13 protein-coding genes are annotated in these 14,830 nt (G+C 61.6%); 6 read left to right on the top strand and 7 right to left on the bottom strand.

The window, feature by feature from the left end:
- The first annotated feature begins 5 nt into the window (after positions 1 to 5).
- From ACA070_RS18150 to ACA070_RS18130, 5 genes are all read left to right on the top strand, one after another.
- Positions 6 to 1,421, top strand: coding sequence for a Y-family DNA polymerase (locus tag ACA070_RS18150; protein WP_497447741.1), 1,416 nt, complete (start codon positions 6 to 8; stop codon positions 1,419 to 1,421).
- Complete coding sequence (locus ACA070_RS18145; RefSeq protein ID WP_497447740.1) at positions 1,397 to 4,495, top strand: error-prone DNA polymerase; 3,099 nt, start codon at positions 1,397 to 1,399, stop codon at positions 4,493 to 4,495. The genes ACA070_RS18150 and ACA070_RS18145 overlap by 25 nt, the downstream gene beginning before the upstream one ends.
- Before the next feature lie 248 nt (positions 4,496 to 4,743).
- Positions 4,744 to 5,418 carry a CsgG/HfaB family protein gene (locus ACA070_RS18140; protein WP_165557471.1) on the top strand — a complete coding sequence of 225 codons (675 nt, stop codon included), beginning with the start codon at positions 4,744 to 4,746 and terminating at the stop codon, positions 5,416 to 5,418.
- 60 nt (positions 5,419 to 5,478) lie between these two features.
- The gene (locus tag ACA070_RS18135; RefSeq protein ID WP_497451979.1) at positions 5,479 to 5,820 is read left to right on the top strand and encodes a DUF4810 domain-containing protein; all 342 of its coding nucleotides are present in this window, start codon (positions 5,479 to 5,481) and stop codon (positions 5,818 to 5,820) included.
- Positions 5,817 to 6,476 carry a DUF799 domain-containing protein gene (locus ACA070_RS18130; protein WP_497447739.1) on the top strand — a complete coding sequence of 220 codons (660 nt, stop codon included), beginning with the start codon at positions 5,817 to 5,819 and terminating at the stop codon, positions 6,474 to 6,476. Before ACA070_RS18135 ends, ACA070_RS18130 begins: the two co-directional genes overlap by 4 nt.
- Positions 6,477 to 6,608: 132 nt before the next feature.
- Here ACA070_RS18130 and ACA070_RS18125 read toward each other — a convergent pair whose 3' ends face one another.
- The 7 genes from ACA070_RS18125 to ACA070_RS18095 all read right to left on the bottom strand — a co-directional run bounded on the left by ACA070_RS18125 (position 6,609) and on the right by ACA070_RS18095 (position 13,964).
- A complete protein-coding gene (locus ACA070_RS18125; protein WP_461958573.1) occupies positions 6,609 to 7,271 on the bottom strand; it encodes a flavin reductase family protein in 663 nt (220 codons plus the stop codon).
- A 12-nt stretch (positions 7,272 to 7,283) separates the two neighbouring features.
- Positions 7,284 to 8,771 carry an amidohydrolase family protein gene (locus ACA070_RS18120; RefSeq protein ID WP_497447738.1) on the bottom strand — a complete coding sequence of 496 codons (1,488 nt, stop codon included), beginning with the start codon at positions 8,769 to 8,771 and terminating at the stop codon, positions 7,284 to 7,286.
- Complete coding sequence (locus ACA070_RS18115) at positions 8,768 to 9,964, bottom strand: amidohydrolase family protein (protein ID WP_497447737.1); 1,197 nt, start codon at positions 9,962 to 9,964, stop codon at positions 8,768 to 8,770. Before ACA070_RS18115 ends, ACA070_RS18120 begins: the two co-directional genes overlap by 4 nt.
- Positions 9,965 to 10,102: 138 nt before the next feature.
- Positions 10,103 to 11,155, bottom strand: a complete 1,053-nt coding sequence (locus tag ACA070_RS18110) for an extracellular solute-binding protein (protein ID WP_497447736.1) — start codon at positions 11,153 to 11,155, stop codon at positions 10,103 to 10,105.
- A 19-nt stretch (positions 11,156 to 11,174) separates the two neighbouring features.
- Positions 11,175 to 11,963 (bottom strand): ABC transporter permease, encoded by a 789-nt coding sequence (locus ACA070_RS18105; RefSeq protein WP_497447735.1) that lies wholly within the window; start codon positions 11,961 to 11,963, stop codon positions 11,175 to 11,177.
- Positions 11,960 to 12,877 carry an ABC transporter permease gene (locus ACA070_RS18100; RefSeq protein WP_497447734.1) on the bottom strand — a complete coding sequence of 306 codons (918 nt, stop codon included), beginning with the start codon at positions 12,875 to 12,877 and terminating at the stop codon, positions 11,960 to 11,962. The genes ACA070_RS18105 and ACA070_RS18100 overlap by 4 nt, the downstream gene beginning before the upstream one ends.
- A 1-nt stretch (position 12,878) precedes the next feature.
- Positions 12,879 to 13,964, bottom strand: coding sequence for an ABC transporter ATP-binding protein (locus ACA070_RS18095; RefSeq protein WP_497447733.1), 1,086 nt, complete (start codon positions 13,962 to 13,964; stop codon positions 12,879 to 12,881).
- A gap of 141 nt (positions 13,965 to 14,105) precedes the next feature.
- On the opposite strand from ACA070_RS18095, the gene ACA070_RS18090 reads away from it, so the two are divergent.
- The gene (locus ACA070_RS18090; protein WP_222586402.1) at positions 14,106 to 14,795 is read left to right on the top strand and encodes a GntR family transcriptional regulator; all 690 of its coding nucleotides are present in this window, start codon (positions 14,106 to 14,108) and stop codon (positions 14,793 to 14,795) included.
- Positions 14,796 to 14,830: the final 35 nt, after the last annotated feature.

Below are 14,830 nucleotides of genomic sequence, written 5' to 3'. Positions count from 1 at the left end.
TTGCCATGCGCTGGGTCTGCATTCTTTTCCCGCAATTGGCGCTGGACGCGGTACTGCGTCAGCGCCCCGATCCCGATGAACCGTTGGCGCTGCTGACCGGCCCGGCGCAGCGTCGGGTGTTGCAAGCGGTCAACGCTCCGGCGCGGGCGCTGGGCTTGCGTCCGGGTCAGTCGATGACCGCCGCCCAAGCCTTGAGCAAAGGCTTTGTCACGGCCGAATACGACGTCGCCGAGATCGAACACTGGCAGCAGTTCCTGGCGGCGTGGGCCTATCGCTTCAGCTCTCAGGTCAGCGTGCATTACCCGCGTGCCGTGGTGTTTGAAATTGAATCGAGCCTGGGGTTGTTCGGGCCTTGGCCGCAGTTCGAGGCGCGGTTGCGCGTCGAGCTCGGCGAACTAGGCTTTCGTCACCGCATCGTCGCCGCGCCCAACCCGGTGGCCGCGCGGGTGTTGGCCAACGTGTATGACGGTCTGGTGGTGCCGGACGATCAAGCCTTGCGGTATCACCTGGGGCAGTTGCCCGTCGACCGGGTTGCCCTGGAGCCGGCGGTGGCCACGGCGTTGTCGCGCATGGGGTTGCGCACCTTGAGTCAGGTGCAGGCGTTGCCGCGCAATAGCCTGGCGCGACGTTTCGAGGCGCAGGTACTCAAGCACCTGGATGCCTTGTTCGGTGAGCGGCGGCTGGCGCTGGCGTTCTACCTGCCGCCGGACCGGTTTGATGTGCGCATCGAACTCAATTTCGATGTGCAGTCCCATCAGGCGCTGTTGTTTCCATTACGTCGCTTGACCGGCGATCTGTCGGCATTCCTCTGCGGTCGGGACAGTGGCGTGCAACGTTTCGACCTGCACCTGGAGCACGCCGGCTTGCCGGACACGGTGATCAAGGTCGGCCTGCTCAGCGCCGAGCGCGATCCGGCGATGCTCTTCGAACTGGCCCGGGGGCGGCTGGAACAGGTCCAGGTCGCGGCCCCGGTGCGCGGTTTCCGGCTGCGCGCCGAAGACCTGCCGAGCTTCGTTCCGCAGCGTCAGGAGCTGTTCGACGACCGTCCGCAGCAGTCCTTGCCCTGGGAGCAACTGCGCGAACGCCTGCGCGCGCGGCTTGGGGATGAGGCAGTGCATGGCTTGCGCTTTCAGGCCGATCACCGGCCAGAGTGCGCGTGGCAGGCACGGGCCGACAGCCAACTCTGCGCGGGGTTGGCAGGCGTGCAACGTCCGGGCTGGTTGCTGACGGAGCCGCAGGCCGTGCACGAAGGCTCGACACGGATCCTCATGGGGCCGGAGCGCATCGAGTCCGGCTGGTGGGACGGCGACGATGTGCGCCGCGATTACTACCTGATCGAAACCCGTTCCGGCCAGCAGGGCTGGGCCTACCGTGCGGTGGGTGAGGGCGGCCCGCTGTGGCTGCAAGGCTGGTTCGCATGAGCGTCGAGTATGCGGAGCTGCACTGCCTGTCGAACTTCAGTTTCCAGCGCGGTGCTTCCAGTGCCCTTGAGTTGTTTCAGCGGGCGAAAAAGCACGGCTATCAAGCGCTGGCGATCACCGATGAATGCACACTGGCCGGCATCGTCCGCGCCTGGCAAGCGGCCAAGTCGGTAGAACTGCCGCTGATCATCGGCAGTGAAATACGCATCGAGGACGGTCCGAAACTGGTGCTGCTGGTGGAAAACCTTGAGGGGTACCAGACCCTGTGCCGGCTGATTACCCGTGCGCGGCGCCGTACTCAGAAAGGCCAGTATCAGGTGCTGCGTGAGGACTTCAGCGAACCGATGCCGGGGCTGTTGGCGTTGTGGGTGCCGGACACGGTCGATGATTTTGCCAGCGGTCACTGGCTGAAACAGACGTTCAGCGATTGCCTGTGGCTGGCGGTGCAGTTGCATCGAGGTCAGGACGACACCCGGCGACTGGACGCACTGCTGACCCTGGCGCGGGAACTGCGGATTCCAGCGGTGGCCAGTGGCGATGTGCACATGCACACCCGTGGACGGCGCGCCTTGCAGGACACCATGACCGCGATCCGTCATCACCTGCCGGTGGCCGAGGCCGGATTGCGCCTGCATCCGAACGGCGAGCGGCATGTGCGCAGCCTCGATGCTTTGCAATCGATCTACCCGCAAGCACTGCTCGACGAAACGCTGATGATCGCCCGGCGCTGCACTTTCGACCTCGGCCAGTTGCGTTATCAGTATCCTCGCGAGCTGGTGCCGGAAGGCCAGACGGCCACGTCCTGGCTGCGGCATCTGACGGACGAGGGGATCGCGTGGCGCTGGCCAGACGGTCCGCAAGCCAAGGTGCTGGTGCAGATCGACAAGGAGCTGGAGCTGATCGCCGAGCTGGGCTACGAAAGCTACTTCCTCACGGTTCACGACATTGTGCGGTTCGCCCGCGCGCAAGAAATCCTCTGTCAGGGCCGTGGTTCTGCCGCGAACTCGGCGGTGTGTTTTGCCTTGGGCATCACGGAAATCGACCCGGATCGCACCACGCTGTTGTTCGAACGCTTTCTCTCCAAAGAGCGCAATGAACCGCCGGACATCGATGTCGACTTCGAACACGAACGTCGCGAGGAGGTCTTGCAGTACGTGTTCCAGCGTTATGGCCGGACCCGCGCCGCGCTCACAGCAGTGGTCAGCACGTATCACGCGGCCGGGGCGGTACGTGACGTGGCCAAGGCCTTGGGGTTGCCGCCGGATCAGATCAACGCCCTGGCTGATTGCTGTGGCCATTGGAGCGATGTAACTCCCCCCGTGGAACGCCTGCTTGAAGGCGGTTTCGACCCCGAGAGCCCGGTGCTGCGCCGGGTGCTGAGTTTGACCGGGCAACTGATCGGTTTCCCCCGACATCTGTCCCAGCACCCCGGCGGTTTCGTGATTTCCGAGCAGCCGCTGGACAGTCTGGTGCCGGTGGAAAACGCTGCCATGGCCGAGCGCACCATCATTCAATGGGACAAGGACGATCTTGACGCGGTCGGGCTGCTCAAGGTGGATATTCTGGCGTTGGGCATGCTCAGCGCGATCCGTCGCTGTTTTGATCTGCTGCGCCGTCATCGCAATCAGGACTTGAGCCTGGCGACGATCCCGTCCGAAGACTCGCTGACCTACGACATGATCGGCCGTGCCGACACCATCGGCGTGTTCCAGATCGAGTCCCGAGCGCAGATGTCGATGCTGCCCAGGCTCAAGCCCCGCAAGTTCTACGACCTGGTGATTGAAGTGGCCATCGTCCGTCCGGGGCCGATTCAGGGCGGGATGGTGCACCCGTATCTGCGCCGCCGGAACAAGGAAGAGCCCGAAACCTATCCCTCGCCGGAACTGGAAGTCGTACTCAAACGCACCCTCGGCGTGCCGCTGTTCCAGGAACAGGTGATGCAGATTGCGATTGTCGCCGCCGATTACAGCCCCGGCGAGGCCGATCAGTTGCGTCGCTCCATGGCCGCCTGGAAACGTCACGGCGGGCTGGAACCGCACAAGGATCGGCTGGCCGCCGGGATGAAGAAAAACGGCTACACGGCCGAGTTCGCCGCGCAGATCTTCGAGCAGATCAAGGGCTTTGGCAGCTATGGTTTCCCCGAGTCCCACGCCGCCAGTTTCGCCTTGCTGACCTACGCCAGTTGCTGGTTGAAATGCCACGAGCCGGCGGCCTTCGCCTGTGCGCTGATCAACAGCTGGCCCATGGGTTTCTACAGCCCGGACCAGATTCTGCAGGACGCGCGCCGGCATCATTTGCAGATTCGCCCGGTGGACGTGCGCGCCAGTGACTGGGATTGCAGCCTGGAGCCGATCACCGGCGCGCAGCCGGCGATTCGCATGGGGTTGCGGATGATCAAGGGCTTTCGCGAGGACGATGCCCGGCGCATCGAAGCGGCGAGGGCGAAGGGGGTATTTGTCGACATCGCCGACCTGGGTGAGCGCGCGCGACTCGATGCCCGTGCCCAGGAGCAACTGGCCGATGCCGGTGCGCTGCGAGGCCTGGCCGGTGACCGTCATCGGGCGCGCTGGGAAGTGGCGGGGGTGCACAAGCAACTCGGTTTGTTTGCCGGTTTGCCGAGCCAGGAAGAACCTGCGATCTATCTGCCCAAACCCACCGTGGGCGAGGACCTGCTGGCGGACTACAACAGTGTCGGCACCACCCTCGGTCCGCATCCGCTGGCGTTGTTGCGCGGTGAATTGAAAGCCCGGCGTTGCCGTAGCTCGAAAGAACTGATGGAGGTCGAACACGGGCGACCGGTCAGCGTCGCCGGGCTGGTCACCGGTCGGCAACGTCCGGGTACTGCCAGCGGCGTGACCTTCGTCACCCTGGAAGACGAGTTCGGCAACATCAACGTCATCGTCTGGCGCGACCTCGCCGACCGACAACGCCAGGTATTGGTCGGCTCGCAATTGCTCAAGGTCGATGGCCGCTGGGAAAAGGAAGGCGAGGTGCGGCACCTGATTGCCGGACGCTTGAGCGACCTGAGCCCCTTGCTGGACGGCATCAGCGTACGCAGCCGCGATTTCCGCTGATCCCAACCACTGAACGCCACTGATCGTTCCCACGCGGAGCGGGAACGATCGCGGCAGCCAATGCATTGGCGCCAATAAAAATTAAACACTGTTCTCAGTGATGGCACTTTGGCATAATGCCGGCCGCCGACGTCCCACACGTCGATTATCGATTCGATTCCCCCTCGCTTTTTCGCCGCTGCCCCCCGCAGCGGTTGGCTATGGCCGTGCCGGGATAACCGTTTTTTCAGAAGGAATGCACAGTGAGAATGATCTCTCGGATGTTGGTATCGGCGGCAGCGATTGCCCTCTTGGGCGCAATGGCCGGGTGTGCGACCGAAAGCTCGCGCGCCTTGCCGATCGCAAAAGTCGAAAGCGCCAGCGTGGTTTATAACGGTGTTCGCGTCCCCATGGCGGTCGGCAAATTCGACAACCGTTCGAGCTACATGCGCGGGATCTTCTCCGACGGCGTGGATCGCCTCGGCGGTCAGGCCAAGACCATCCTGATCACTCACTTGCAGCAGACCAACCGCTTCAGCGTGCTGGACCGCGACAACATGGGCGAGATCCAGCAGGAAGCCGCGATCAAGGGCCAGTCCCAGCGCCTCAAGGGTGCTGACTTTGTGGTCACCGGTGACGTCACCGAGTTCGGCCGCAAAGAGACCGGCGACCACCAGTTGTTCGGCATTCTCGGTCGCGGCAAGACCCAGGTGGCCTACGCCAAGGTCAACCTGAACATCGTCAACATCAGCACGTCCGAAGTGGTTTATTCGACTCAGGGCGCGGGCGAGTACGCCTTGTCCAACCGTGAAGTCATCGGCTTCGGCGGCACCGCTGCCTACGATTCGACCCTCAACGGCAAAGTGCTCGACCTGGCCATGCGCGAGGCGATCAATCGTCTGGTGGACGGGATGAATGCCGGGGCATGGAAACCGGGTAACTGATCAAGGTCGATGACAAGGAGCGGTACAAGCATGTTCAAGACGTATGTGTCGTGGGCGCTGATGGCGTCGACATTGCTGGTCAGTGGCCTGTTGGCTGGTTGCGCCGGCCCGAAAACCCTTTACCAGTGGGAAAGCTACCAGCCTGAGGTCTACGAGTACTTCAAGGGGGAAGAACCCAAGGAAGCTCAGGCCGAGGCGCTGGAACGCGACCTGCAGAAGATCAAGTCCACCGGCAAGACGCCGCCGCCTGGCTACCACGCTCACCTGGGTCTGTTGTACCTGAGCATGGGCAAGGACGATCAGATGGTGCAGCAGTTCCGGACCGAGAAAACCCTGTTTCCCGAGTCGACGCCGTACATGGATTTTCTGCTTAAAAACGCCAAGACCGGAGACATCCAATGATCGCGCGCTCATTGAAACTGCTGGCCGGGCTGCTGGCGCTGGCCGTGCTCGGTGGCTGCGTCAGCCCCAAGACCGTGGACTATTCGGCGTACAAGCAAGCCCGTCCGAAAACCATTCTGGTGCTGCCGCCGCTGAACAACTCGCCGGACGTCAAGGCGTCCTACAGCATGTTGTCGCAGGTCACGTACCCGTTGGCGGAAGCCGGTTACTACGTGCTGCCGATCACCCTGGTCGATGAGACATTCCGCCAGAACGGCCTGACCACTCCGGCGGATATTCACCAGGCACCGGCCAACAAGCTGCAGGAAATCTTCGGTGCCGATGCGGCGCTGTACATCACCGTGACGGACTACGGCACTCGCTACATGATCATCAGCAGCGAAACCGTGGTGACCGCCACCGCGAAACTGGTGGACCTCAAGAGCGGCACCACCCTGTGGACCGGCTCGGCCCGGGCTTCGAGTGAAGAGGGCGGTAACAACGGTGGCGGTAGTTTGGTGGGCATGCTGATTACGGCAGCGGTCAAGCAAGTGATCAACAGCTCCACCGACGCCGGCCACCCGATTGCCGGCGTGGCCAGTGCACGACTGCTGTCGGCCGGGCAACCCGCGGGCTTGCTGTACGGACCGCGTTCGCCGAAATACGGTACTGACTAAACCCCACAATCCTGTAGGAGCTGTCGAGTGAAACGAGGCTGCGATCTTTTGATCTTGCTTTTAAAAAGATCAAGATCAAAAGATCGCAGCCTCGTTTCACTCGACAGCTCCTACAGGATTTTTGTGTGACCGCTACTTGGCCTCAGGCCAGAACCGCTCCCCGCCGCCGGGTGCATCCGTCCACGCCTGCAACGACCGCGTCGGCAAATCAAAATAGTCCCGGGTTCGCGCATAACCATGCCCACCCATGCGCCCGATCGCATCCAACCCCAGCTGATCGATGTACAGGGTTTTCGGGTCGATCAATTCGTCCCGCACATGCGCCATCAACACTTCCCCAAAGATAATCTCCCGCGACTGCCCGATGGACAACGCCATCATCCGCCGACATTCCAACGCCACCGGCGCCTCGCCGATGCGCGGGCATTTGACCGTGGTGCCGGCAATCGCCGTAAGCCCCGCAGCCGTCAACTCATCGAAGCCAGGCGCGAAGGGCACCGCGCACACATTCATCGCCTCCACCAGCGCATCGCTGACGATGTTGACGGTAAATTCCTGATTGAGCTGGATGTTGCGGGTCGTGTCCTTGGGGCTTTGATCACCGTAGTTCTCCACGCCCAGCGCGAGGATCGGCGGGTCGGCGGACAGTGCATTGAAGAAGCTGAACGGCGCGGCATTGATCCGGCCTTCACCATCAATGGTGGTGACCAGCGCAATCGGCCGTGGCACCACGCTGCCGATCAGAATCTTGTATTTGTCCCGGGCACTCAATGTGCTGAAGTCGAAGCTTTGCATGGGCAGACATCTCTAAAGAAGGGGATCAATCGCGCTCAGCGGCGCCTGTGCGCTGTAGTCGTCGGCGAACGGGATGGCCGGTTTGAACAGGGTTTTCCAGTCCGGTTGGCCAAAGGCCCGGTCGCTGTGGCTACGCATCAGTTTTTCGAATTGTTGTTGGGCCTGGCGTTGCAGGGCGGGGTAATCGATGCCCTGAACCTGGCCGTCCTGCATGACGCAGCGGCCATTGATGTAACTGGCAATACAGTCGTCACCGCGACCGGCCAGCACCAGGTTTTTCAGCGGGTCGAACAACGGCCCCAGGTGCAAACCGCGCAGGCTGAACACCGTGATGTCGGCCTTGGCGCCAGGCGCCAGGCGGCCGAGATCGTCGCGGCCCAAGGCTTTGGCGCCGCCGAGCGTGGCGGCGTTGTACATATCCAGCGTGGAGGTCAAAGCCCCACCGCCCTCCATCAAACGGGCGATGTTCAAGCCCTGGCGCATGTTCTCCAGCAAATCCGCCGGCCAGGTGTCGGTGCCCAAGGCGAAGTTGATGCCCTTGGCCCGATAACGACCAAAGGAATTCAGCGCCTCACCGTCGCGGGCAAACACCACCGGGCAATGCACCAGACTGGCGCCGCCATCCACCACACGTTGCAGATCGTCATCGCCTGAGGTGTAGATACCGTGGGGCAGCAGGCTGCGCGGGGTCAGCAGGTCCAATTGCTGCAACCAGCGCAGCGGCGACACACCGCGCAGTTGCTCGACCATCGCCACTTCACCCAGCCCTTGGCAGCAATGCAAACGCATCGGCGCGTTCAGTTCACGGCTCAGCGCGACGGTGCGTTGCAGCAGCGCCGGGGTGCAAGTCTGGATTCTGTCCGGCAACAACGCACCACGAATCAAACCCTCATGCGTACCCTCGAAATCATGGAAAAACTGAACAGCGGCGTCCAGCCCTGCCATTCCCCGCGCCTCATCCCAGTGATGCCCGAGGGTGCCATCGGCCCGCCAATAACTCATGCCGCTCATGTAGCAGGGGCCGAGATAAGTCCGCAGCCCCAACTCGGCAGCCACTCCCGCCACGGCAGCAAATTCGTCGTAGGTTTCGGCCCACTCGCGGTAATACATCGAGGTGATCGGCATGGCCGTGGTGATGCCGTTGCGGATCAATTGAGTGAAGGCGTAGCGGTATTTGAAGACTTCTTCGTCGGGGTTGAAACTCTCGCGCGGACCAGCCGCCAGAGAGTCTTCGGACCACATCCGGCCCATGTCGCGTTCATCGCCGTTGTCCAGCGTCAGCACCGTGGAATCCAGATCCCCCAGTGCATCCAGGTCGATGAAACCCGGGCCGATCAGCGCGTTGCCGTAGTCGATCCACTGATCTATCGGCCCCGCATAATCACGCCCGACAAACACAATGCGCGAGCCTTCGAACACCACTTCGCCGTCGCGCCACAGCACGTGCTGCGTGCCGTCGAAACCGACCACGCAACTGGCCTTCAGACCGATGCGTTTCACAAGCGACTGTCCAGCAAACGGCCGCCCGTAGCGATCAACTCACCGCCGCGATAGACCTGGCGCGCGGGTCGCGAAACCACGGCTTCACCCAACGTTTGCACCGGCATCAGCAGGAAGTCCGCCGGGCGACCGATTTCCAGCCCATAGCCTTCACAGCCCAACGCCCGAGCACCGTTCACCGTTGCCGCTTCAAACGCTGCCGCCAGTTCATCGTCCTTGTTCAAGTCAAAACGGAACGCCAACAACATCGCCCGTTCCAGCATGTCGCCGTTGCCCATCGGCGACCAGGCATCGCGAATGCCGTCCGAACCCAGGCACACGTTCACGCCTGTTTCACGCAACGCGAGGAACGGCGGCACCGCGCAATCGGCGGGTGCTGAACTCATCAGCGAAATCCTCAATGCCGCCAAGCGTTCGGCCAGCGGTTTCACCTGGCTCCACGGCAACATCCCCAGGCAGTACGCGTGACTGATCATCACCCGACCCTGCCGCCCGAAACGCTCGGTGTAGTCGGCGATCAACGCGATTTGCCACAGGCCCAGTTCACCTTTGTCGTGCAGGTGAATGTCAACGCCACGGTCGAATTCGCTGGCCAGTTTGAAGACGAAGTCGAGTTGCGCGACCGGGTCGTTGTCGATGCCGCATGGGTCGAGGCCGCCGACGTTTTCCACGCCCAGCGCCATCGCTTCACGCATCAATTCGGCGGTGCCGGGGCGGCTGATCAGGCCGGTTTGTGGAAACACCACCAGCTGCAGATCGATCAGGTCGCGGTAAGTGTCGCGCAGCTGTTGCATGGCCTCGACATGACGCAGGCCGAATTCCGGGTCGATGTCGACGTGGCAACGCATGGTCAGCGAACCACGGGCGATGCAGTTTTCCAGCAGCGCGCCAGCGCGTTGGGCGATGGGCGCCTCGACTTCACGCAAGACGCGGCGCTCGTTGGCGATGTAGTCCTTGAGCGTCGGGCCGGCGCTGTTCGGGCGCCAGGGTTGGCCCCAGAGGGTTTTGTCGAGGTGGACATGGCTTTCCACCAGGGCCGGGGTCAGGAGCTGGTGTTGACCATCGATGTCGGTGGCGGTCAGTGAGGCGCCGGAGGCAGGGCGCCGTTGTTTGAACACGCCATTCTCAATCAGCAAATCTTCGGCGGTGGAACCGTAGGGCCGCACGTTGCGTAGCCAGCGGGATTGGGTCATCTAAACCTCGAATTCTGTGTTGTTTGGGAGGACCTCATCGCTGGCAGGCCAGCTCCCACATGGATCTGCGGTGTTCACAAAACCCCTGTGGGAGCTAGCCTGCTAGCGATAGCCGCGACTCGGTTTCAAGCCAGGCAATCAGCCCTTGAGCTTCGACCAAACCCGATCCTGCAGCTCCCGCGCCTTGTTGCTGCACTCTTTTTCCGGGCGCAAGCGCGAGGCGAATTCGTCGGGCATGTTGATGGCGTCCATGACTTTCCACTTGGCGTCGAGCAGCTTGTCGCTCTGGATGCCGTTGGCGTAGGCAATGGAGTTGGACACGGCGGCGGCGTTTTCCGGTTTCATCATCCAGTCGATGAAGATCTTCGCGTTGCCGGGGTGCGGCGCGCTTTTGGGCACGGCGAAGTTGTCCTGGAACATGGCCAGGCCTTCGCGCGGATAGACGTATTTGATGGTGCTCTTCTGCAACGTGGCGCGGGCGGTCGAGCCGTTCCAGTTCTGCATCATGATCACTTCACCGGAGGCCATCCGGTCGACGGTGTTGTCCGAGCTGTACATCTTCAGGAACGGTTTCTGTTTTTGCAGCAGCTCCAGAATGCGCTTGGCGTCCTGCGGGTTTTCGCTGCATTCGTCGACGTTCAGGTAATGGCTGGCGGCGTTGATCACGCTGCTGGAGGTGTCGAGGGCGGCCAGTTGTCCTTGCAGTTCCTTGCGCGGTTCGAAGAACTCTTTCCACGAGTCATCGAGCTTGCCGCCGGGCACCCGTGCGCTGTCATAGGAGAACCCGGTGGTGCCCCACAAGTACGGCGCGGAGAACTTGCGGCCCGGGTCGAAACTCGGGTCGCGGAACGCCGGTTTCACGTATTGGAAGTTGGGCAAGGCCGCTGCGTCGATTTGCAGCAGCAAGTTCTGGTTGATCAAGGTGCGCATGATCGACTGCGACGGCACGATCACGTCATACGCCGCGCCGCCGGCCTGCAACTTGGCCAGTAGGGTTTCGTTGCTGTCGTAGCCGTCCATGGTGACCTTGATCCCGGTCTCCTTTTCGAACTTGGCCAGCAGGTCGACCGGGTAGTAGTCGGTCCAGTTGTAGAAGAACAATTCCTTGGGTTCGGCGGCCTGTGCGCTGAAGGCGGTGAAGCAGCTCAGGGCCAGACCGGTGACGGCGAAACACATGTTTTTCATTTTCATGTTTTTGTGCGCTCCAGGATTATTGGTTTTTGCCGCGCTGTCCCAGCCAGAAGGCCAACACCACCAGCACGATGGAAATCAACAGCATCAGGGTCGAGATCGCGTTGATCTCCGGCGTCACGCCGGCCTTGATCGCCGAGAAGATGTACACCGGCAAGGTGGTAGAACCCGGGCCAGCGACAAAGAAGGTCATGATGAAATCGTCGAGGCTGACCACGAACGCCAGCACCGAACCGGACAGCACCGCCGGCCACAACAACGGCAACGTGACCCGGCGAAACACCTGCCACGGATTGGCGTACAGATCGTTGGCTGCCTCCAGCAGGCTCTTGTCCAGATCGTTCAAGCGAGCGCGGATCGGCAGGTAGGCGAAGGGAATACAAAAACCGACGTGCGCGACGATCACTGTCAGCAAACCGAGCTTGATCCCCAGCGCCATGAACAGCAGCAGGGTGGCCACGGCGGTGACGATCTCCGGCAGGATCAGCGGCAGGTTGATCCCGCCCTCGACCATCTTCTGTCCATAGAACGGTCGGTACGTCGCCAGCGCCGCGAGCAGCGCAATCGCCGTGGCGCAGACCGTGGCGATGCTGGCGACGATGATCGAGTTCAACGCCGCGGTCTGGATCGATGGGTTGGCCAGAATCCGTCCGTACCAGGCGAACGAGAACTCGGTCCACACCGTCGCCGAGCGGTTGGCGTTGAAGCTGTAGGCGATCAGGACAAAGATCGGCACGTACAGATACGCCAGGATCAGCAGGCTGACTTCGCGGGTGAGCGGCAGTTTTTTCAGGTGCAGGGCGATCATGCGGTGGCTCCCCGACGTAGCGTTTTAGCGGCGTTGCGGCTGTAGAGGGCGTAACCCACCAGCGACAACAGCAGAATCCCCAGCAACAGGAACGACAGCGAACTGCCCAGCGGCCAGTTGCGCGCGGTGCCGAACTGCTGCTGGATCAGGTTGCCGATCATCAGCGTCTTGCCGCCGCCGAGAATCGCCGGGGTAATGAAGGCGCCGAGGCTGGGCACAAACACCAGCAGCGCGCCGGCAATCACCCCCGGCATCGACAGCGGGAGAATGATCCGCTTCAGCGCATGCCAACGATTGGCGCCAAGGTCGTAGGCGGCTTCCACCAGACGCCAGTCGAGTTTTTCCAGGGTTGAGTAGATCGGCAGAATCATGAATGGCAGAAAGCTGTAGACCAGCCCGACGCTGACGGCGAAGTCGTTGTAGAGCAGGGTGATACCACCGGCCTGCGGGAACAGCGCGTTGAGGCTTTGCGCAAACCAACCGTGCTCGCGCAGGATGATCAGCCACGCGTAGTTGCGGATCAGCAGGTTGGTCCAGAACGGAATGGTGATCAGCAAGACCATGAGGTTGCGTCGACGCGGGGTCAGGCTCGACATCCACAACGCCACCGGAAAGCCGAACAGGAAACACAGCAACGTGGTGCCGCCGGCCTGGAACACCGAGCGCAGCAACGCCTGGGCATAGACCCAGTTCAGTTCCAGTTCACCGTCGAATCCTTCCTGGAAAAACAGCTGCACGTAGCTTTGCAATTGCCAGTCGGCCTGCCAGTCAACACCGCCATACACGTTTCGCGGCAACAGGCTGATGTAGCCCATGATGCCCAGCGGAATGGCGATCAACGCCAGCAAAGTCAGAACCACCGGGCTGAGCAACAGCGCGCGGTTGAGGGCGGGAGAAGTACTGCTGACGCTCATCTCAGGCCTCCATCAACAGACAGGCGTGAGGCGGCAGATTGACCGCCACACGATCACCGACGACACGGCCGCGGTTGAGGCCTTCGTTGTTCTCGCGCAGCATGACTTTGATGTCGTTGTTCAAGCGGCATTGGTAAAGGGTCGCGGTGCCGACATACAACACCGCTTCGATCACGCCGCGCAGGTGATGCGGTTGCGTCGGGTCGACCAGTTGCGAACGCTCCGGGCGAAAGGCCAGTTGCACGTTGGCGCCGTCGAAGCCTTGAGCAGGGCAAGGGATTTCCACCGGCATGCCGCTCGGCACGAAGAGTTTTTCGTTCTGCTGGCCGCGCTTGAGGTGGCCGGGAAGGAAGTTGATGTCGCCGATGAACTGGGCAACGAACTGATGCTGCGGGCGTTCGTAAATATCGTTGGGCGTGCCGATCTGCAGGATCTTGCCGGCGGACATCACGGCGATGCGGTCGGACAGGGTCAGCGCTTCTTCCTGATCGTGGGTCACGAAAATAAACGTGATCCCGGCTTCCTTCTGCACGCGCTTGAGTTCGACCTGCATTTCCTTGCGCAACTTGAGGTCCAGCGCCGACAGCGGTTCATCCAGCAACAGCACTTTGGGTTTCGGCGCCAGGGCCCGGGCCAGGGCCACGCGTTGCTGTTGACCGCCGGACAATTCGGCCGGTTTGCGCCTGGCCAGGTGTTGCATTTGCACCAGCGCCAGCATCTCATCGACACGCTGTGCAATTTGCTTGTGATCAAGACCCTGCATCTCGAGGCCGAAGGCGATATTCTGCGCGACACTCATGTGTGGAAACAGCGCGTAGCTCTGGAACACGGTGTTAACCCGGCGCTTGAACGGCGGCAGATCATTGACCGCTTCGCCGGCGAGACGGATCTGGCCTTCGCTGACACGCTCGAAGCCGGCGATGGTGCGCAGAAGGGTGGTTTTGCCACAGCCGGAAGGGCCGAGCAGGGTGAAAAATTCGTTGTCGGCAATGTCGACTGAAACGTTGTCGAGGGCTGGAGCCAGCCCCGGATCGTCGGAATACCGCTTGGAGACACTACGCACTTCGATCGCTATTGGTTGACCCATAATGGTGCAATCCTCTAATTATTGTATGCAATATCTGGATGCAATCTACAAATAACCGGATTAACCTGCCCGTGCAACCCCCTTTTTCCAAAGGCTACTCATCGCCTGGGGCCAGTTGTTTAGCGCTAAAGGAGTGTTGAGATGACCGAGAAGAAGCTCGAAACCACGGTCGACCGCGTCTACCAAGGGGTTTACGAGGCGATCAGCAAACGTTCGTTGCGTCCCGGCATGAAGCTTGGCGAGGCGTCGCTGGCCGAACTTTTTAATGTCAGCCGCACGTCGGTTCGTGCTGCGCTCAAGCAATTGGAAGCGGATGGGCTGGTCACCACCGAGCCCAATAAAGGTGCGTCGGTATCGTTGCCCAGCGACGAAGAGATCCGCTCGTTGTTCGAAACCCGGCGGTTGATCGAGATCGGCATCGTCAGCGAACTCTGCCGTCGTCGCGACACCGCGGTGACCCAGGACCTGCGCGATCACCTGTTACTGGAGGATGAAGCGCACCGCAGTGGCGACCATGAACGGCTGATTCATTTGCTCGGCGAGTTCCACATCAAGCTCGCACGAAGCCTGAACAACCCGGTGCTGCTGGACTGGTTCCAGAAGCTGATTTCCCGCGCCTCGCTATACGCCGCCGCGCTGGATGACGACAGCCACGAGGCGTGCCGCGACGACGAACACCTGCGGCTGATCGAGTACATCGAGGCCGGCAATCAGAGCGCGGCGATCGAACTGACCTGCATGCATTTGAACGGCATCGAGAAGGCGATTCTCGATGTTGCTGCCACACTGAAAACCGGCTATCACCCGCTCAAGCACCTGATCGAGGTTTAATGGTGCACCCCGATATCTGTAGCAGCTGCCGAGCC

The sequence above is a fragment of the Pseudomonas sp. LBUM1678 genome, from assembly GCF_059695575.1.
The sequence above is the reverse complement of the archived record's forward strand: the minus strand, read 5'-3'. Positions and strand labels throughout refer to the sequence as shown.